Raw genomic sequence first — 19,886 nt, 5'->3', positions numbered from 1 at the left:
CAGACTGGCGTGCCTCCGATGATCGGACGTGTCCAGGAGGTCGTAGCGCTCGGGCGGGCGCTGGACAACACCGGCGGGGGTCGCGGGCTGGGCGTGTTCATCGCGGGCGAGGCGGGAATCGGCAAATCCCGCCTCGCCCGGCACACCGCCGGGGTGGCGTTCGAGCGGGGCATGCGCGTGCTGCGCGGTCGTGGCACACCCGTCGGACCGATGGTGCCGTTCCGGCCGATCGCCGAGGCGCTGCTGTCGCTGTTGCGCGGGGGCGACATCGCCGTCGCCGGGGAACTGGGCCCCTACCGGCAAGTGCTCGGCAGGCTCGTGCCGGAGTGGGCCGACCTCAGGCAGACCACCGAGTCGCTGGTCGTGCTCGCCGAGGCCGTGCTGCGGTTGCTGTCGCTGGTCGGCAGGACCCAGCCGTGCCTGGTGGTGCTGGAGGACCTGCACGAGGCCGACCCCGAGACCCTGGCCGTGGTCGAGTACCTGGTCGACAACCTCGCCGACCAGTCGGTGCTGGTCCTCGCGACGATCCGCCCCGACCCGGGCACCGCGCTCGAGGTCGCCCGCCGCCTCGTCCGGCACGGGGCCGGGGTGCTGCTGGAGTTGGAGCCGTTGGACCGTTCGGAGGTGGGGCTACTCGCCGCGGGCCACCTCGACACCGCCGAGGTTCCCGCCGCGGCCGTCGAGCGGCTGTGGGCCGACAGCGCGGGAAATCCCTTCGTGGTCGAGGAGATGCTGCACGGCCTGGTGTCCACCGGGTTGCTCGTCTCCGGGCCGGACGGCTGGCACGTCAACGGCGAACTGCGCGTCGAGGTCCCCGAGGCGGTGGTGTCCAGCATCGTGGCGCGCGCCGACCGGCTCGGGCCGCAAGGGCGCGAACTGCTGTCCGTGGCGGCCGTGCTCGGGCACCGCTTCCCGTTGAACGTGGTCCGCGCCGTGACCACGATGGACGACCGCGACTTGGTGCGCCACCTGCACGCGGGCGTCGCCTCCCGGCTCGTCACGCCCGACGAGCCCGCCCCCGACTGGTACGCCTTCCGCCATCCGCTGACGGCCGAGGCGTTGCGCACCGCACTGGGACCCCTGAAGCGGTCCGACTTGGCCAGGCGCGCCGCGTCGGCGATCACCGCCCTCATGCCCGGCCTGCCCGGTGACTGGTGCCCGATGGCGGCCTCGCTGCTCACCGAGGCGGGTCTACCCGAGCAGGCGGGACCGCTGTTCGCCGAGGCGGGCAAGCGCGCGATGCACGCCGGTGCCGCCGACTCCGCCGTCCACTTGCTGGACCAGGCGTACCTGCTGGCGACGTCAGCCGAGACGCGGGCGGACGTGCTGGACGCGTTGCTACCAGCCCTGTCCGAGGCAGGCCACTTCGAACGCGCGTTGCAGCTGGGCGAATCCATCGCCGAGCTGACCACGCTGTCCGCCACGAGACGGGCCTCCCTGCACGCCCGTGCCGCTCGGGTCGCCTGCCTCGGGGGACGGTGGCCCGAATGCGGGGCACAGATCCGTGATGCCCGCGCGTTGTTGGGGCCGGACGCGGCCGACGAGCACACCGCCCCGATCGATGTGATCGACGCCTACCTCACGCTCAACACCCCGTCGCCGGATCGGGTCGCGGCGGCCGCGGTCCTCGCCCGCCGCGCCGCCGACGCCGCTGACCGCGCGGGTGTCGCCGCGGTCGCCTGTGAGGCGTGGCAGATGTTGGGCGTGATCGCGCGCGAGGCGGACCTCGAAGAGGCAGACCGGTGCTTCGACCACGCCTTGGCCCTCGCCGAACGGGAGAACATCCCGATCCAGCGCATCTACGCGCTGGTTCGGGCCGCGGGCAACGACTGGCTGCGCCTGGGCAGCACCGAGAGCCTCGACCTCGCGCGAGAGGAGGCGCTGCGCGTGGGGGCGATCACGTTGGCGTACAACGTGGACGCCATCGAGGTGCTGCAACACGTGCTGTGCGGCGAGTACGCGACCGCCGCGCGGAAGCTGGAACCGGTGTCGAACGCGGTGGCGCAACTGAAACTGGGCAGTCTGGTCGGCTACGTCCTGATGACGAAGGCGACTCTGTTTGCCCACCAAGGCAAGCGTAACGAGATGGACGAGGCCATCGACGCGCTGGCCGAGCACTCCCGTGGCGGTTTGCCTGAGTTACCACTGTGTTTGGGCCTCGCTCGCGCGTTCTGCGCGCTACTGGAAGAAAATCGCGACCTCGCCGAGACCGAACTCGCCAAGGCGGCTGCCTACGAAGCCGAGAACCCCACCACGTTCCACCTCTCGGGGAGGTACGGTCTGGCTCTCCTGCTGGGTGTCTTAGCCGGGCGGACAGGCGCGCCGCACATCGCCGAATCCGCCTCCCCCAGCACCATGCGGTGGAACCGACAGTTCGTCCTATTGGCACAGGCGGTCCTGCTCGGCCGTGACGGCCACCTCACCGAGGCCAATGCCAAGTGCGAGGCCGCCTTGGCGGCAGCCGCGCCCTATCCCCTCGCCCGCCACCTCGGTCTGCGCCTCGTGGCCGACGAAGCCCACGCCGCGGGGTGGGGTGCCCCGATCTCCTGGCTGCGCGCCGCCGACGACTACTTCCACACGGCGGGCATCATCCCTGTTGCCTCTGCCTGTCGTGCGATTCTCCGCCGTCTCGGTGCCACCATTTCCCAGCGCCGCACCGGCAATGAGCAGGTTCCGCGCGCGTTGCGCATGGCGGGGGTCACGGTGCGGGAGTTCGAGGTGCTGGTGCTGCTCGCGGACCGCATGAGCAACAAAGCCATCGCGGCCCGCCTGCACATCTCGCCGCGTACCGTCGAGAAGCACGTCGCCAGCCTCATCACCAAGACCGGCAGTGACGACCGGGTCGCTCTCAGCGTGCACGCCCCGGCTCGTTAGGACGGTCGCCTCCCCGCGTCCGAATAGTCGGGTTCCCAAAGTCGTGCGGAAAATCTTGGGAGCCGATGTCGAAACCGGGGTGGCCCGTTCGACGCTCTGGCGGATCGGGGTTGGGACCGGGTGGATGGCCTGGGGCTCCGGGTGTTGCGGAGGTGGCTGCGGGTGCGGTTCATGGTGATCGGGAAGGCGACGGCGGAGTCCGAGGCCGGGGTGTTGCCCAGTACCGAGGCGATGGTGGCGATGGGGCGGTACAACGAGGAGCTGGTGAAGGCCGGTGTTCTGCTCTCCGCCGACGGGCTGCACCCGAGTTCGCGGGGTGCCCGGGTCCACTTCGACGGCGACGACCGGACGGTGGTGGACGGGCCGTTCGCGGAGACGAAAGAGCTGATCGCGGGGTACTCGATCCTGGAGGTGGCGTCCCTGGAGGAGGCCATCGAGTGGGTCAAGCGGGCGCCCAACGTGGCCGACGGGCAGGTGGGCGAGGTTGAGATCCGGCGGATCTTCACGGCTGAGGACTTCGCCGAGGTCGCCACGCCCGAGGTGAGCGCGTTCGTCGACGGGGTGGGCGAGCGGGGGCAGGCGGACGCGGCCCGGTGGCGCGCTGAGCGGGACGGGAGCTGACGTCGGTCCGGTCCCGGTTCGGGCGCGCGCCGGTTGCGTGCGCCCGCCCGGTGCGGTTGAGTCCGGGCGTGCCGCCCGCCGAGATGCCCGCCGCCCACCGGGTGGTCGACGCGGTCTGGCGGATCGAGGCGGCCCGGCTCATCGCGGGCCTGGCCCGGGTGGTCGGCGAGGTCGGCCTGGCCGAGGACCTGGCGCAGGACGCGCTGGTCGCGGCGCTGGAGCAGTGGCCGGGGTCCGGCATCCCGGACAACCCGGGCGCGTGGCTCATGACCGTCGCCAAGCGCCGCGCGGTCGACGGCCTCCGGCGCGAGATCCGGCTGGAGCGCAAGGTCGCCGAGCTCGGCCGCACGATCAGGACCACCGCGGAGATCGACGTCGAGGAGCACGTCGAGGACGACGTGCTGCGGCTGATGTTCACCACCTGCCACCCCGTCCTCACCCCGCCCGCCCGCGCCGCGCTGACCCTGAAGATGCTGGCCGGGCTGCGCACCGAGGAGATCGCCCGCGCGTTCCTCGTCCCCACGACGACGATGGCCCAGCGCATCGTCCGGGCCAAGAAGACGCTCACCGACGCGCGGGTGCCGTTCGAGGTGCCGACCGGCGCGGAGCTCGCACCCCGGCTGGCGTCCGTCCTCGGCGTGGTCTACCTGCTGTTCAACGAGGGCTACTCGGCCACCGCGGGCCCCGATCTCGTCCGCCCGGCGCTGTGCGCGGAGGCGATGCGGCTGGGTCGGGTCCTGGCGGCCTTGGTCCCGACCGAACCCGAGGCGCACGGGCTGATCGCGCTGATGGAACTGCAGGCATCCCGACTGCCCACCCGCACCGACGCGTCCGGCGAGATCGTCACCCTGCTCGAGCAGGACCGCGCCCGCTGGGACCGGCTGCTGATCCAGCGCGGGCTGGCCGCGCTGGACCGGTCGGTCGAGCTGGGCGGGGCCGCCGGGAAGTACACCGTGCAAGCCGCGATCGCCGCCTGCCACGCCCGCGCCCGTACAGCCGACTCGACCGACTGGGGCCGGATCGCCACGCTCTACGGCGTGCTCGCCCAGGTCGCGCCATCCCCCGTGATCGAACTGAACCGCGCGGTCGCGGTGTCCATGGCCGACGGGCCCGCGGCGGCGTTGGAGCTGGTGGACGCGCTGGTCGCGGGGAACTCGCTGGCTCGCTACCACCTGCTGCCCGCGGTGCGGGCCGACCTGCTGGTCAAGCTCGAACGACCTGACGAGGCCCGGGTGGAGTTCGAACGGGCGGCTGGATTGACCGACAACGAGCGCGAACGCGACCTGTTGCTGAGCCGAGCGGCGGGGTGCGCGCCCTAGCCGCAGGCTTGCCGAAACAGCAACAGACTTTGCCGAGTTGGCGGGTTGGCGCGCATGGTGGTCGTGGAGGTGGTCACGGTGACCGAGGTTCTTGACTGCGATGTGTTGGTCGTCGGCGGTGGTGCTGCCGGGTTGAGTGGGGCGTTGACACTCGCGCGGGCTTGGCGGGATGTGGTGGTGGTTGATTCGGGGGAACCGCGCAATGCGGTTGCTGGTGGGGTGCATGGGTTGCTTGGTATGGATGGGATAGCGCCTGCGGAGTTGCTTGAGCGGGGCCGGGCCGATGTTCGGCGGTACGGGGGGCGAGTGGTCGCCGGGGAGGTTCGGGCCATGAGGCGCACGGTGAGTGGCTTCGTGGCCGAGTTGGCGGGCGGTGGGGTGGTTCGGGCCCGCAAGCTGTTGGTCGCGACGGGGTTGGTGGACCAGCTTCCGGACATCCCGGGGATGCGCGAACGTTGGGGTAGGGATGTCTTGCACTGCCCGTATTGCCACGGTTGGGAGGTTCGCGGCGGGGCGGTCGGGGTGGTGGCCACGGGGCCGATGTCTGTGCACCAGGCCCTGCTGTGGACACAGTGGACACCCGACCTCGTGTTCTTCCGCAACGGCGTCGAGATCTCCGACGAGCAGGGCCAAGAGCTCGCCGCGCGGGGCGTTCGGGTGGTCGACGGTGAAGTGGTCGCGGTGGTCGGTGAGGACAAGATCACCGGAGTGCGGTTGGCCGATGGCACCTCGATCGCCAGGGAGACGATCGTCGTGGCGCCGAGCATGGTGGCGCGTGTGGGTTTCCTGGCTGGACTCGGCCTCTCCCCCGTCGAACACCCCATGGGTCGGCACCTCGCCGCGGACGCCGCTGGCCGCACCGACGTGCCGGGGGTGTGGGTCGCGGGCAATGCAGCCGATCTGGCCGCGCACGTGGTTGTCGCTGCGGCGGCTGGAGTTACAGCGGCGGCGGGTATCAATGCCGAGCTCGTCCGCGAAGACACCGTGCGCGCGCCGTTCGACGCGCGCACCGAGGCCGAGGTCACGACCCGGGTCCTCGGCGACCGCCGCCACGGCTTAGCCGCACAGGTGTCTGGCGAGTGACCCTGGCGGCGCTCACGCCTCGTCCGGCACCAGGATGTCCAGGGTGCAGGAGACGGAATGCCGGGCACTCCTGGTTTGCCCGGTGATCTGGATCGGGTAACTCCCCGCTGTGGCGCCGGATCCGACGGTGATGGTGGCGTTTGCTGTGGTCCCGACGGTCACCGAGCTGGGGTTGAACACGATCGACACGTCCGGCGGCATGCCTGACGCGGTGAACGACACCGCCTCGGCGGCCCCGTTGGTGACAGATGTCGAGATCTGCGCCGTGTAGCCGTTCCCGCGGTACAAGGACACCGAGCTGACGTTCAGGCCGATGCTGAAGTCGCTCGGCACCGGCGAAGCCGTGGCAGCGGGCGGAACCAGCCCGGCGAACGCGAGCAGGACGACCAAGAGCAGGGTGGCGCTGGAGCGGGACACGGCGGCCTCCAGGAGTCGTGGACGTGCTCCACCAGTCTGTCCGGTCCCGCGCTCGCGGCCCATCCGGCGACAGAGTGGACCGCGAGAACCTCGTCAGCTGTGAACGTCGTGGCGGGAGGGGGCGTTCTGCTTGCGGCGGACCTTCACCACGTACTCCTCGACCGTGCGGCGGGAGATGAAGAGGGCTTGGGCGATTTCGCGGTTGGTGTGGCCGCCTGCCAGGAGTCGCGCCACGTCCTTCTCGCGAGGGGAGAGCTCGCTGCCGTAGCCGCGGCGGCCGCGACGGGAGGGGGTGGGGGTGCCGGAGCCTCGGATGTGGTGGCGGCAGCGGGCAGCGTCGACGGTGGCGCCCAGGGTGTCGTAGGACTGGGCGAGCATGTCGAGGACCGCGGGGTCGGCCCGGGCTGCTTGTTCGGCGAGCTGGGTGACGCGATACGGCAGGCCGAGGGCACGGTACTGGTCGATCGCCTGCTGGTACAAGCGATCGGACTCTTCGTCGTTGTTCGCCGCGGCCGCCAACCTGGCGTGGCAGGCGGTCATCGCGGCTTGGGCGAGCGGGGCCTCGACACCGTTCAGGCCCGCGGCGGTTTCGGCGACGAGCAGGTGCGCGTCTTGGGCGCGGTCGGTCGCCAGGTAGCAGTCGACGGCTTGGGGCAGGATGTCGCCGGACCACATCCACGCGCCCTTGCGCCGCAGCATCGCCACGCCGCGGTCGACGTGGCCCACCGCGGCGGCGGTCTCCCCGCGGCCCAGCAACATGCCCGCCATCCCCCCGGCCGCCGAGATGCCCACGGGGTAGGAGCCCGCGGCCGCCTCGAACGCACCTTCAGCCCGCATCCAGTCACCGCGTGCGGCCGCCAGCCACCCGCGCGTGAGGTTCAGGTCGGTGGCCAGCAACAGGTTCCCGTAGCTCCCCACCAGGCGGTCGATCCGCTGCTCCAGCCCCGACCACCGCCCGCTGAGCCAGTCGAGCCGAACCGCGGTCGCCTCAGCCGTACCGACCACATAGGACGCCGCGACCCGCTCGGCCAGGGCGATACCGGTGCGCAAGAACTTCCGCGCCTGCGGGTAGTGCCCGATCCACGAGCACGCGTCCGCCAGGTTGCAGTGCGCCCGGGCGAGGTGGTGGATCTCCTCCGGTTCGTGGACCTCCGACGGGGACGGCAGTTGGCCGATCCGCTCCCAGGTGCTCGGGTCGCCGACGATGAGCCGCCCGCCCAGCGTCGTGGCCAGCATGGCGGTGCGCAGCGCCAGCGTCGGCAGGTGCTCGATGATCTCCTCGACCCGCCCCAGCGAGGCCTGGTACTCGGCGATGGACGTGCTGCCCAGGTACGGCCCGGCCATCGCCGCCAGCCCGCGCACGGCGCGTTCGGGCTGGTCACCGAGCAGGTCGATGGCGTGGGCGATCTCCTCGGCGCCGCGGTCGACCCCCTCGGTCTCGCGCTGCAGCAGCAACCCGAACCACAGGTGCACCTCCCCGCGGACGTCCGGGGCCAGCCGCGGGTCGGCCAGCAGGCCCTCGACCCGGGCGGTCAACTCCCCGCCGGGCAGCCCGGTCAGCGCGTAGCCGCACAGCTTGGTGGCCAGCCGGTTGGTGTCCTCGGCGCCGATCAGCGGATCGGCCAGCACCTGCGAGAGCAGGTCGACCGCCGTGGGCACGTCCTTGGCGTCCTCCGCGGCCTCGGCGGCGAGTTCGCTGTAGCGCAACCACTCGGCGGTCATGCCAGCCGCCTTGGCGTGCCGGGACAACCGGACGAGCGGCAGGTGATCCACAGTGGACAGCACGGCCGCCGCCCGCTCGTGCAGTTCCCACCGCCGCGGCCCGGGCAGGGCGGCGCACACCGCGCGCCTGCCGATGGCGTGCCGGAAACCGTACCTGTTCGGCGCCGCCTCCACCAGCACCCCGGAGCGCACCAGCGCGATCAGGTCCTCCGGCGAGGCCTTCCCGGCTACCGCGTCCAAGACCTCGACCGCCTCGGGCACCTCCAGCACCGCGGCGGCTTCGGCGATGGACCGCGCCGCCGCGGGCAGCGCCGCCATCCGCTCCTGGATCGCGTCCGCCACCAGCACCGGCACGTCGATCGCGGCCAGCACCCGCTGCGCCGCGACCCCCTCGGTGCGCACGTCGCGCACCGGGTCGCGCAGCGCCCGCACCGCTTCCTCGACCACGAACGGGATCCCCGCCGTCTCGCGCACGACGACCTCGGCGAACCCCGCCGAGGTCACCGCGGCCCCGACGAGCGTGTCGACCATCGCGCGCACGTCCGCGGCGCCGAGCGGGCGCAGGACCAGGTTGATCCCGGTGACCCCGGGCGGGGCGTGGAAGGCGTGCCCGAGCGGGGCACCGGCTGGCAGGTCCGCGCGCCGGTGGGTCGCCACGACCGACAGACCGGGCGGCGGGTTGCCCAGCACGAACCGCAGCACCCGGCGGGTCTCCTCGTCCGCCCAGTGCAGGTCCTCGAGCACGAGCACGGTCGGCCCCAGGGCGCCGAGCAGGTCGCGCACGGCGCGGAAGACCCGGTGCCGCTCGGCCTCGGGATCGCCGAGGGCGCGCGGGGCAGGTGGCAGGCGGTCGGCGAGTTCGGGCAGGTGGTCGCGCAGCGCGCCGGTCACCGGACCGGGCTCGCCCAGTCGCTCACCGCACTGGCTGAGGCAGTCCAGCAGCACCCCGTACGGGAACGGCTCGGGCAGCGGCTGGCAGGAGCCCGTGACCACCCACGCGCCCGCGGCCCGGGCGGCGGCGGCGAACTCGGTGACCAGCCTGGTCTTGCCCGTCCCCGCCTCACCCTCCACGAAGGCCACCGACGGCGCGTCCCGCGCGGCGGCGAGCAGGGCGGCCAGTTCCGCGTCCCGGCCGATCATCGGCGACGAGCCGGATCGGACGTAGCGGGGTGTCGCGACACCGTCGCCCATGCTCGCTCCCGTCGGTGCCGCGGCTGACTGCCCGAAAGGGTAGGTCGGCGCGGGCGGCGGCGGAACCCCCGCGGGGTACGGCACCCGCGCCCCGCCCACGATCCCGTACCCATACGGGTCGCGACCACGCTTGTTCCCCCATCTGCCAGGCCGAAGGGTGATTCCAGAGCGGCCGGACGCGCCAACACCCTGCAGGCGGCCGCACGATGGAGGAAGCGATGCAAGAACGCGGAAAGCGTTGGACATCAAGTCTGTTCGCGGTGGCGATCGCGGCCGCGGCGGTGGCCGCCACGGCGGGCGTCGCCGTGGCGCAGCAGGCGGAAGGGGCCGTCGTCCCGGCGGCCAAGCCCTACCCCGGACAGTACATCGTGGTGCTCAAGAGCGGTGCCCAGGCGGCCGCGGCGGGCCAGGCCTCGGCGCTGACCCAGCGCTACGGCGGCTCGGTGACCGACACGTACTCGGTGACCTTGAACGGGTTCTCGGTCCACGGCATGTCCGAGCAGCAGGCGCGGCGGCTGGCCGCCGACCCGTCGGTCAAGGCGGTGCACCAGGACGGCACCACGACCGCGACGGTCGACCAGCTGAACCCGCCGTCGTGGGGTCTGGACCAGATCGACCAGAAGACGGCCACCCTGGACAAGAAGTACACCTACCCGAACTCCGGTGAGGGCGTGACCGCCTACGTCATCGACTCCGGGGTCAACGCCCAGCACTCCGAGTTCGAGGGCCGGGCGAGCTACGGCTACGACTTCCTCGACAACGACACCGACGCCGCCGACTGCTACTTCCACGGCACGCACGTGTCCGGGACGATCGCGGGCAAGACCGTCGGCGTGGCGAAGAAGGCCAAGATCGTGGCCGTCCGCTCGCTGGACTGCAAGGGCTCCGGCCCGGACTCGGCCACGGTCAGCGCCATGGAGTGGGTGGCCAAGAACGCGGTGAAGCCCGCGGTGGTCAACCTGAGCCTGGGCATGGACACCGTCGGCGTCGGCGACGAGCAGGCCAAGGCCATGGTGGCCAAGGGGATCGTGGTCGCGGTCTCGGCGGGCAACGCGGGCCAGGACGCCTGCGGCGTCAGCCCGGCGCGCGTCCCCGAGGTGATCACCGTCGGCTGGTTCAACAAGGACCGCACCCGCGGCGGGAACTACGGCAAGTGCCTGGACCTCTTCGCGCCGGGCGGCAACATCTACTCCAGTGACCACACCGGACAGTTCCGCAACGCCAGCGGCACGTCCATGGCCTCCCCGCACGTCGCGGGCGCCGCGGCGCTGTACCTGTCGGCGAACCCGAGCGCGACCCCGCAGCAGGTCCGCGACGCGCTGGTGCAGAGCGCGACCCCGGACCTGGTCAGCAACCCCGGCACGGACTCGCCGAACAAGCTGCTCTACGTCGGCGACATCGGTGGCGGCACCCCGCCGTCGCAGTGCGGCGTCAAGACCAACGACGAGGACGTGGCCATCCCGGACGCGGGCACCGCGGTCGGCACCTCGGTGAGCCAGAGCGGCTGCCCCGGCAAGGCCTCGGCGGCGCTGCAGGTGAAGGTCGACATCGACCACGCCTACACCGGTGACCTCGCCATCGACCTGGTCGGGCCGAGCGGTACCGCCTACTCGCTGAAGAAGTCCGGCGACGTCGGCGAGTCCGGTGTCCACAAGAGCTTCACCGTCAACGCCTCCAGCGAGGACGCGAACGGTACTTGGAAGCTCGCGGTGCGCGACGTGTACCGCTTCGACACCGGCACGCTCACCGGCTGGTCGATCACGTTCTGACCGGACCGTCCCAAGTCCGGCAATCCCTGCCATTGAAGGAGAACGATGAGGAAACGACACCTCGCCGCGGCGGTGACCCTGGCGCTCGCCTCGGTGACCGTGGCGATCACCACCAGCGCGGGCGCCGCGCAGCCCGAGCGGATCAGCATCGCGGCGAACCCGACCGCCGACCTGCGCGGGCCCGACGCCAGTGCCCAGATCGTCAACGGGACCAAGACCACCGTCAAGGAGCACCCGTTCATCATCGCGGGCATGCGCGTGGGCGGCGGCGGCCCGCAGGGGCAGTCCTGCACCGCGTCCGTGGTGGCCAAGCGCAAGATCATCACCGCCGCGCACTGCATGATCGACGCGGTCGGTGACAAGAGCTACATCTACGGTGACGACGACCTGAACTCCCCGGGCGACGAGACCTTCCGCACCAAGGTGGTCTCGTTCAAGACGCACCCGAACTACTCCGGCAACGGCGGCTGGCGGACCGGCTACGACGTCGCGGTGGTCACCACCGCCGACGACCTGCCGGTGCCGGAGGCCCAGTGGGCCAAGGTGGCCGGGTCGGGCGACGCGGCGCTCAGCGCGCCCGGCAAGTCCGCCCTGTCGCTGGGGTACGGCAAGACCTCCTCCGGTGGCGGCTCCGGTGAGCTGCGCAAGACCACGCTGCCGGTCAACGACCCGTCGACCTGCAACGTGTTCGACATCAAGGTCAACGGCGACCTGATGGTGTGCAGCGGCTACAACGACGGCCGCACGGCGAACTGCTCCGGTGACAGCGGCGGTCCGCTCATCGTGGACGGCGTGATCATCGGCGTCTCCTCGTGGGGCGCCACCAACTGCGACCGGTACAGCATCTTCGGGCGGCTGACCAACGCGATGGGCGACTGGGCCAAGGGCGAGATCGGTGGCGGCACCCCGCCCACCGACGGCACCTTCTCGGTCGCGCTGTCGCCGAGCACCGGCAAGGTCGACGCGGGCAAGTACGTCTCCACCAGCGTCACCACCAAGGCGGGTGACCAGGGCGCGGAGAAGCTGGACCTGAGCGCGTCCGGCATGCCCGCCGGGGCGACGGCGACCTTCCAGCCCACGTCGGTCACCTCCGGCGGCGTGGCCAAGCTGACCCTGGAGACCGCCGCGACCACCCCGTCGGGCACCTACAAGGTCACCGTCACCGCCAAGGGCACCTCCGGTTCCAAGACCGCCGAGTACACCCTCACCGTCGGTGACGGCGGGAACACCACCGGCCTCAAGGTGACCGTCTCCCCCAACACCGCCACCGTCGGCCCCGGCGGCTACGCCAACGCGACGGTCTCGGTCACCGGCGGCACCGGCACGGTCAAGCTCACCGGCACCGGCGGCCTCTCCGGCCCGTCGTTCTCGCCGCCGACCATCACCAAGCCCGGCGGCACCTCGCGGCTGACGGTCGCGGGCCCCTACCAGCGCGGCACCTACAAGGTGACCATCACCGCGACGGACAGCACCGGCAAGACCGGCACCGCTGAAATCACCCTGACGGTCCGCTAACCCCGGACCGGCGGTCCACGAGGATGGGACCGCTGCCCACTGAAATACCCGTGGAGCCCGTGATCGCCTCGCCGATCACGGGCTCCACGGCTGTTCGCAGACCACCTGGTCGCCGCTCCCGCCGGCTCAGCGGAAGCGGATCAGGAAGGGGATCGTGCCGGGGTGGATGTAGGGGTCGTCGGGCAGGTGCTCGAACTGCACCGTGTAGTCGTCGGTGGCGTCGCGGGCGAACTCCACGAGCTCGTCGGCCAGGAAGTCGAGCGCGGGCCGGGAGCCGGTGACCCGCAGCGCCCGGTGGTCCGGGGACACGGTCACCAGGAGGAGGTCCTCCGTGCGGGCGTGCTCCAGCTGGGCGAGCGCGTGGTCGTACGGGGTCGGGTCCTCGTCCCGGGTCAGGTCCAGGGTGCCGCGCTCGGCGCGCAGGTGCGCGCCGAGCGACCCGAGGGCGGCCCGGGTGCCCGAGATCTCCAGGAACGGCATCGCCACGTGTTCGCGGACCCGGACACCCGAGCGCTCGGTCATTCCCACCAGTCCCCTTGTCGGATCGTCGAGGCGGCGATCGGGTAGTGCGGGTCGGCGTACTCGGTCTTGGCGATCGGTTTGCGGTTGACCTGGATCTCCAGGTTGAGGTGCGGCCCGAGGTCGCGCACGTGCGGGCTGTTGGGGTTGACGTCGAAGCGGGCGATGCGGGTGATCACCCGGCCGCGGTCGTCAGTGTAGGACTTCATGAACTGCACGGCCCCGCTGCCGGAGCGCACGACGCTCGGGTTGTCGCCGACGTGGTCGGCCGCGAGGTCGAGCGCCTCGTCCATGGTGATCGTGCGGCAGTTGTGCACCAGCACCGCCGCGGCGCCCGCGAGCACGTAGTACGTGTGCACCGCCTCGACCGTGAGGTCGTAGGTGCGCGTGGTCATGGTGTGCACGCGCGCCCCGGCGACGACCGCGGTGCCGCGCGGGGTGCGCAACCTGCTGCCCGCCGCCAGCTCGTCCGCCCTGGTCCACACCCGGCTGTCGGTGTCGAAGAACAGGTGGTGGTCGGTGACGACGACCTGCCCGACCCCGGTCTCGTTGGCGACGGTCAGGGTGACGTAGGTGGTGTCCTTGTCGGTGACGTGCAGGTCGGTGACCGGGTGCGCCTCGAGCCCGTCGCCGCCGGGCGCGGAGTTGGCGACGACGTCGCCGACGCGCACCTCTTCGATCGGCTTGGTGCTGCCGTCGGCGAGCAGCACCGGGGTGCCCGCGACGAAGCTGTTGCAGGACGGGAGCTGGGTGAACTGGTCGGCGGTGTGGTCGTCGAGGTCGAACTTGGTCCGGTGCTTGCCCCCGGCGCCCGGTTTCACGCTCCAGCCGCGGTCGTTGCCGCTGAACGGGAGTTCGGCGCGGCGCGGGGCGAGGGCGTCGATGAGGAACCCGCTGCCGCAGAAGTCCTCGTCCGGGCCGCAGATCGCGACCAGCAGCTCGTGGACGTCGCGCTCGGTCCAGATGCCGTCGAAGTACAGCCAGGCGCTGGAGTCCTTCTTGGCGAACTCCACGGTCTTGTCGTCGAAGCGCTGGCCGAGGGCGAACAGGTCCGGTCCCCCGCTGGGGATCTTGCGGCCGTTGATGTAGTTGCCGTGCGGGGACTTGATGACGACGGTCTGGTTCGGGTACTTGCGGACCGACCCCTCGGCGCGGGACCTGCGGTCGTCGTTGATCTTCTGGTACTTGACCGGGTCGGTGTCCCAGCCGGGGCCCTCGTAGAAGCAGGCCGGGCCGCACTCCTGGTAGAGGCCGCTGGGGTCGGTGAAGGTGGTGGGGTTGCCCGCGGCGTAGGCGTACCCGGTCCAGGTGCGCGGGTCGTCCAGGCCGAGCAGCGGGTCGACCGTGAGGAAGCGGCCGGTGGTCGAGTCGTACTGGCGGGCGCCGACGTCGGTCAGCCCGGTCGCGGGGTTGGTGGGCTTGTCGAGGAACCCGTGGTTGTCCGCCCAGGTCCCGACGCCGGTGCCCAGCGGGTTGCCGTAGGGGTCGAACTCGCGGCGGGTGAGCGCGAACCCGACGCCCGACACCGAGACCTGGGCGGTGCCGTGGTGGTCGGACTGCAGGTACTCGGGGTTGGCGGAGCCGACCCGGCGGGCGACGACGGTGCCGTTGTGCTCGTAGTAGCGGGTCCCGGTGACCGTGCCGGTGGCGGTGTCGCGGGCGAACTCCTGAGCGGGCAGGTAGAGGACCACCTTGCCGGGTTCGCGGCGCACCAACTGCTTGCCGTCGGCGTCGTAGACATACCGGGTGTCGCCCGCGGGCGACTGGACCTGGCCGAGGCGGTTGTTCTTGTCCCAGGTCAGCGTGTGGACGGCGCCGTTGATGTCGCGGGTGGTGGTGTTGCCGCCGTTGTCGTAGGCGTAGGTATTCCCGCTGGTCCCCGCGGGGCCGGTGGTCGCCGTCGAGGTCAGGCTGTGCGGGCGGGCCGCGCCCGCGGCGGGGTAGGTGTAGGACGTGGTGGTGTTGGCGGCGCCGATGCCGTGCTTGGTCTCACCGGTGCGCAGCCCGATGGTGTTGTGCGTCCACGACGTCCAGTACGGGGTGGGCCCGCCGACGGTCGTCGCGCCGGGTGCCGTGCTCGGCTGGCCCGCGCAGTTGTCGGTGGCGGTCCACGCCTCGTTCAGCCGGTTGAGCGGGTCGTAGCCGAAGCACTGGGTGCGGGTGCCGCCCGGTCGGGCGTTGACGATCTTGGTGAGGTTGCCCGCCGGGTCGAAGGTGTAGCGCAGGTCGTCGACCAGCGGGGTCGCCGCCTGCACCGACAGGGCCGTCCCGGTGACCGCGTGCGTGCGCGCGTCGCGCTCGAAGTCGAGCGTGCCCGCGTTGTTGCCCGAGCTGAGCCGGTACTGGGTCGCCTCCCCGGCGGCGTTGTGCGTGCTGCCGGAGACGTAGTCCCACACGTTGCTGCGGGTCTCGGACCGGTTGCCGTACTTGTTGACCACGTAGGTGAGCGCCTCACCCGGCAGACCGCCCTTGGTCGGCAGCGCGGCCCCGGAGAGCTGGCCGGTCGTGGTGTAGGAGTAGGTGGTCGTGTAGAAGCCGTTGAGCCCGGTCTCGTAGGCGGGCACGCCGATGACGTTGTTGACCGGCAGGCCCTGCGCGTTGTACCCGCTGACGCCGACCTGGTAGTTGCCGTTGGCGGTCACGCGCGTGGTCGAGGCGAGCTTGCCGAGGCCACCGGTCGCGGTGTCGTAGGTCCAGGTCGCCAGGGTGGTCCGCCCCGCGCCGACCCCGTCGTACTCGGCGGTCCGGCGACCGATCGCGTCGTAGTCGTAGCTGAGCACCTGGCCGCGGCCGTCGGTGACCGAGGTCAACTGGCCGAGCAGGTCGTAGCCGCGGGTGGTCTGGCCCGCGTCCGGGTCGGTCAGGCCGGTCTGCCTGCCCAGGAAGTCGTACTGGTACTCCCAGTCGTTGCCCGCCGCGTCGACGGTGCGGGTCAACTGGTCCACCGAGTTGTACTCGTAGGTGCTGGCGCGGTAGGTGCCGCCGGTGACGACGTTGCCGCTGACCGTCGGCGGCGCGCTGTACTCGCGGACCTCGGTGGTGCGCCCGCGCGGGTCGACCACCGTGGTCTTGGCGACCCCGCCCGGGGGCGGGAGGGTGGTGACGCGGTCGCCGCCGTGCACGGTCGTCGCCGTGGCCTTCGCGGTGGGGCCCTGGTGCGACACGCTCTGCACGGTGCGCCCGGCCCCGTCGAACGCGGTGGTCGTCCGGTCGTCGACGGAGGCGTCGGGGACGGTGATCAGGGTCGTCGCGGGCACGCCGGTGGTGACGTAGCGGTTGTGCGAGCCGATGACCCAGCCGTGGGAGTCGTAGAAGATCTCGCCAACCACGCGGTTGCTGACGCCCGCGGGGTCGCTGACGTCGTCGGCCTGGGTCTGCCGCGGCTTGCCGAGGGCGTCGTGCAGCGTGATCGAGGTGACGTAGTTGGTGCCGGTGCCGTAGTCGACCAGGCTCTGCGTGGTCACGGCCAGCGGGCCGTTGTTGCGCACCAGGTAGCTGTGCTTGGCGTTGGGCAGGTCACCGGCGGTCTTGGAGCGGCCGGGCTTCCAGAGCGCGGTCAACCGGCCGAAGCTGTCGTAGGTCGCCTCGGTGATCCGGCCACCGATCTCCACGCCCTTGACGACCGCGCCCCGGGCGGGCTCCAGCGCCACCGACGACACCTGCCCCTTGGCGTTGGTGGTGGTGACGTCGGCGACGATGCCGCCGAGGGCGGGGGTGTAGGCGGTCGTGGTCTGCTGGTTGAGCGCGTCCTTTTTGGACAGGATGCGGCCGGAGGCGTCGTAGGTCGCCGACTCGGTGGTCTGGAAGGTCAGCGTGCCACCGGTGTTCGCGGTCGCCGAGTCCGTCCGGGTCGGGTTGCCGACCCCGGGAACGGCGCCGAGGGTGGTGGCCGCGTCGTAGTAGGTGCGCTTCGCGCCGACGACCGGGCTGGGCGGCGTCGCCGGGCCGGAGGTCGGGCAGGCGGCGGTGGACTGCCAGACCTCGGCGGGCCGGTCGCGGATCCACGAGGTCGTGTTGTCGGCGTAGGTGGTAGTGGCGCAGGTGTCGGTGACGCCGTCGGCGGACTCGGTGGTGGAGACCTTGCGGCCGGTGGCGTCGTAGCGGTGCGTGGCCGAACTGGTCCGCACGCCGCCCGCGGCGAGGGTGGTGATCTCGCGGGTGCGGGTGGGGGCGACGATGCGCGCGGTGGCCGCGGGCAACCCGGTGCGGGCCCGGGTCGCGGTGGTGGCGAGGTCGGTGGTCTCGGTGATCGAGGTGCGCAACTGCGCGCCGCCCGCCCCGAGGTAGGTCTGGACCTCGTGGGCGCTGCCCGCCAGCACGTTGTCGTCGTTGCGGACCTCACCCAGGGAGTTGGTGACGGTGGCGGTGCGCTGCTGGTTGCCGGGCAGGGTGTCGCCGTGCATGCCGCGGAAGTAGGTGGTCTTCGACAGCGTCCGCTGGTCGGTGCCCGCGCCGGTGCGGGTCTCGACCTGGCCGTAGCCGCGGAACTGGCCGTAGGTGCGGTTCGCGGGTTTGACGACCTCGTTGTCGTCGTGGTGCCAAGCGGGGGTGCCGAGATAGGTGTAGCCGGTCTGCTGCGTCGGGGAGATCCCGTTGCCGTCCTGCACCTGGACCTGGGTGACCGGGTAGACGTGGAAGAAGTCCAGCGTCGGGTTCTGGTTCAGCGGCAGGCGCCAGTAGACCGGGTAGCAGCGCTTGGTGTTGTTGGGCAGGTCGGTCGGCACGGTGGTCGAGGTGCACTCGGTCGGCGAGTACGTCACCGACACCTGGCCGCCGGTCTCGGTCGCCACGTTGGTGAGCCGCCAGTGGCCCATGGCGGGCTGGTTGTTGTAGCCGCTGACCCGGTTGTCGAACACCTGGCTGGTGAAGGTGACCGCGGGCAGCGCGGTCCCGGTGGTGCCGGACTCCCAAGCGGTGCGGACGATCTGGTCCAACCGCAGGCTCGGGTCGGTCAGGGTGGGGAAGGACTGGGTCAGGGCGTAGGAGTCGACCTTGACCGGACCGGAACCGGTGTCGTACTTGGTGGTGATGGTCGTCAGCCGCTTCGTCGACCAGAAGCTGGGTGAGTGGTTGTTGCAGGTCGCGCTGGAGAGGCACTGCTGGTCCTGGGGTGTGTCCGGCCAGGACGCGGCGTTGGCGGCGGTGAACTGGGCCGGGGCGCAGGTGATCGCACCCGCGGGGGTGCAGCGCTCGGCCACGTCGAAGACGACCTGGGCGGGGGTGGAGCCGTAGACCGAGCCCGAGGTGAGGCGCAGGCCGTAGTCGATGCGCTTGAGGGTGCCGCCGCGGGTGTACTGGACGCCGGTGGTTCCGGTGTTGGCGCCGTAGAAGTTGGTTTCCGGCGTGTAGTAGTACAGCGAAGCGTTGCCGTGCGGGTCTTCGACGTAGTCGAGGTTCCACCGCCACACCTGGTCACACTTGGACTGCGCGAACCCGGCGGCGTTGTAGCAGGGGTCACCACTGCGCGGCCCGTAGACCGGGACCGTCCACCTGGAACCGGTGGTGTCCTGGCTGGTCCGACCAGGGCCCTCGTTGCGGCCGAAGTGGTACTTCACACCGTCCCTTGTGGTCACCCGCCAGTGGTCGCCCGCGGGCGTGCCACCGGAGACCAGCTCGACCCGGGCACCGTCGTCGGAGGCCGGGCGCCAGGTGCCGTCGGCGTCGTTGCGGATCAGCGCGGTCGCCCTGCCGCCCAGGCTCATCGTGACGATGTGCCCGGCCCAGCACAGGTCCCCGGTCTGCTGCGCCTGCGGCAGGGTCGTGTCGTCCGAGCAGGAGCGGTAGGTGCGCTCGATGTGGCCCGGCGCGTAGTCCCACCCCTGGCCGACCCACGACCCCTGGTTGTTGGTCGCGGCGGTGCGACCGTCCACACCGGCCGAGTTGTAGGACAGGGCGACCTCGGGCATCGCGCTGGTGCCGCTCGCGGTGGGCGGCAGGGTGATCGGGTACGACCAGGTGAACGCGCCGGTCGCACCGGTCACGCCCCAACTGCCGGACGGGCCGAGGGAGCTGGCGGTGAACGCCCCGCCGGGGCCCGAGGAGCCCGCGGTGGCGGCGAGGACCGTCGCGGTCTTGACCGCGACGGTGGCCGACACGGACTGGGCCACGCCGTCGTTGCGGGATTCCACCGGCGTCTGGACCTGGCAGGCGGGCACGTGCGGGGTGCTCAGGACGCACTCGGGCAACCGCACCAACCGCAGGCGGCTGCCCAGGTCGGCGCCGCCCGCGTGGCGGAACGACGAGTAGTCCACGGTGATGGTGGCCGAGTCGATCGGACCCGAGGTCGGTCGGACGGCCAGCAGCACACCGGACACGCCCGCGCGCTCGACCACGGACCGCTGGGCCAGCTCGACCCGCGCCGTGGGCGTCCGCCCGATCGCGGGTGCGGCGATCCGCACCGGCAGCGAACCCGCCTGGCGCGCCACCGGAACCCGCGCACCGCGCTCAGCCGAGTTGGCGGGCTCCCCCGTCGCGGCTGGCTTGTCGCCACCCAGCACGACCTCGGCGGATCCGGCCGCGGGCCACGTCGTCGCGGCCCGCGCGGCCGGTTGGTCCACAGCCGGGGGCACCCGCCCGCTCAGCGCGACGTCGCTGTGCGGGATCACCTTCTCCGCACGGGGTTTGGGCAACCGCGACGGCGTCGCCGCCGAAGGGGGCGGTTCGAGCGCCGCGACCCCCGAGAACAGGACCACGAACACCAGACCGAACACGAACAACCGAACCCGCCGAAAAACGGCATGGCTGCGCAACGACCCATCGGCCATGAAACCCACCCCAGTGTGCCGAAAACCCCAGAAAGCCCCAAACGAATCGGAACTCAACCAGACGGGCAGAGCGGCAGGAACCCCGAACAACC

Annotated in this window: 10 protein-coding genes; 6 read left to right on the top strand and 4 right to left on the bottom strand. The window is 71.6% G+C overall.

All coding sequences use genetic code 11. The features are described from left to right. The first annotated feature begins 18 nt into the window (after positions 1-18). The 4 genes from LV75_RS01870 to LV75_RS01855 all read left to right on the top strand — a co-directional run bounded on the left by LV75_RS01870 (position 19) and on the right by LV75_RS01855 (position 5,897). Positions 19-2,874 (top strand): ATP-binding protein, encoded by a 2,856-nt coding sequence (locus LV75_RS01870; protein ID WP_253884805.1) that lies wholly within the window; start codon positions 19-21, stop codon positions 2,872-2,874. Between the two features lie 162 nt (positions 2,875-3,036). After that, positions 3,037-3,495 carry a YciI family protein gene (locus LV75_RS01865; RefSeq protein WP_253884804.1) on the top strand — a complete coding sequence of 153 codons (459 nt, stop codon included), beginning with the start codon at positions 3,037-3,039 and terminating at the stop codon, positions 3,493-3,495. Between the two features lie 83 nt (positions 3,496-3,578). Further along, on the top strand, positions 3,579-4,814 hold the full coding sequence (locus LV75_RS01860) for an RNA polymerase sigma factor (protein ID WP_253885007.1): 1,236 nt from the start codon (positions 3,579-3,581) through the stop codon (positions 4,812-4,814). A gap of 54 nt (positions 4,815-4,868) precedes the next feature. Then, complete coding sequence (locus LV75_RS01855) at positions 4,869-5,897, top strand: NAD(P)/FAD-dependent oxidoreductase (RefSeq protein WP_253884803.1); 1,029 nt, start codon at positions 4,869-4,871, stop codon at positions 5,895-5,897. Positions 5,898-5,909: 12 nt separating this feature from the next. On the opposite strand, the gene LV75_RS01850 is transcribed toward LV75_RS01855, so the two are convergent. Then, positions 5,910-6,314, bottom strand: a complete 405-nt coding sequence (locus tag LV75_RS01850) for a hypothetical protein (protein WP_253884802.1) — start codon at positions 6,312-6,314, stop codon at positions 5,910-5,912. Between the two features lie 93 nt (positions 6,315-6,407). Then, a complete protein-coding gene (locus tag LV75_RS01845; protein ID WP_253884801.1) occupies positions 6,408-9,227 on the bottom strand; it encodes an AAA family ATPase in 2,820 nt (939 codons plus the stop codon). A 218-nt stretch (positions 9,228-9,445) separates the two neighbouring features. Between LV75_RS01845 and LV75_RS01840 the strand changes: the two genes are divergently transcribed. Both LV75_RS01840 and LV75_RS01835 read left to right on the top strand, forming a co-directional pair. Beyond that, positions 9,446-10,996, top strand: coding sequence for a S8 family serine peptidase (locus LV75_RS01840; protein ID WP_253884799.1), 1,551 nt, complete (start codon positions 9,446-9,448; stop codon positions 10,994-10,996). A 45-nt stretch (positions 10,997-11,041) separates the two neighbouring features. Next, positions 11,042-12,511, top strand: coding sequence for a trypsin-like serine protease (locus tag LV75_RS01835; RefSeq protein WP_253884797.1), 1,470 nt, complete (start codon positions 11,042-11,044; stop codon positions 12,509-12,511). A gap of 126 nt (positions 12,512-12,637) precedes the next feature. Here the strand turns inward: LV75_RS01835 and LV75_RS01830 are convergent, their stop codons facing one another. Beyond that, positions 12,638-13,033, bottom strand: coding sequence for an Imm32 family immunity protein (locus tag LV75_RS01830; RefSeq protein ID WP_253884796.1), 396 nt, complete (start codon positions 13,031-13,033; stop codon positions 12,638-12,640). Beyond that, positions 13,030-19,794, bottom strand: coding sequence for an RHS repeat-associated core domain-containing protein (locus tag LV75_RS34705; protein WP_301318449.1), 6,765 nt, complete (start codon positions 19,792-19,794; stop codon positions 13,030-13,032). Before LV75_RS34705 ends, LV75_RS01830 begins: the two co-directional genes overlap by 4 nt. Between the last annotated feature and the right edge of the window lie 92 nt (positions 19,795-19,886).

Source organism: Actinokineospora diospyrosa, assembly GCF_024171925.1.
Taxonomy (GTDB): domain Bacteria; phylum Actinomycetota; class Actinomycetes; order Mycobacteriales; family Pseudonocardiaceae; genus Actinokineospora; species Actinokineospora diospyrosa.
This window is presented reverse-complemented; position numbering and strand designations above follow the sequence as displayed.

Excerpts from the sequence above, each read along its gene's own strand:
- LV75_RS01870 (WP_253884805.1), top strand. The coding sequence starts at position 19 with ATGATCGGACGTGTCCAGGAGGTCGTAGCGCTCGGGCGGGCGCTGGAC.
- LV75_RS34705 (WP_301318449.1), bottom strand. The coding sequence starts at position 19,794 with ATGGCCGATGGGTCGTTGCGCAGCCATGCCGTTTTTCGGCGGGTTCGG.
- LV75_RS01840 (WP_253884799.1), top strand. The coding sequence starts at position 9,446 with ATGCAAGAACGCGGAAAGCGTTGGACATCAAGTCTGTTCGCGGTGGCG.
- LV75_RS01860 (WP_253885007.1), top strand. The coding sequence starts at position 3,579 with ATGCCCGCCGCCCACCGGGTGGTCGACGCGGTCTGGCGGATCGAGGCG.
- LV75_RS01835 (WP_253884797.1), top strand. The coding sequence starts at position 11,042 with ATGAGGAAACGACACCTCGCCGCGGCGGTGACCCTGGCGCTCGCCTCG.
- LV75_RS01830 (WP_253884796.1), bottom strand. The coding sequence starts at position 13,033 with ATGACCGAGCGCTCGGGTGTCCGGGTCCGCGAACACGTGGCGATGCCG.
- LV75_RS01845 (WP_253884801.1), bottom strand. The coding sequence starts at position 9,227 with ATGGGCGACGGTGTCGCGACACCCCGCTACGTCCGATCCGGCTCGTCG.
- LV75_RS01855 (WP_253884803.1), top strand. The coding sequence starts at position 4,869 with ATGGTGGTCGTGGAGGTGGTCACGGTGACCGAGGTTCTTGACTGCGAT.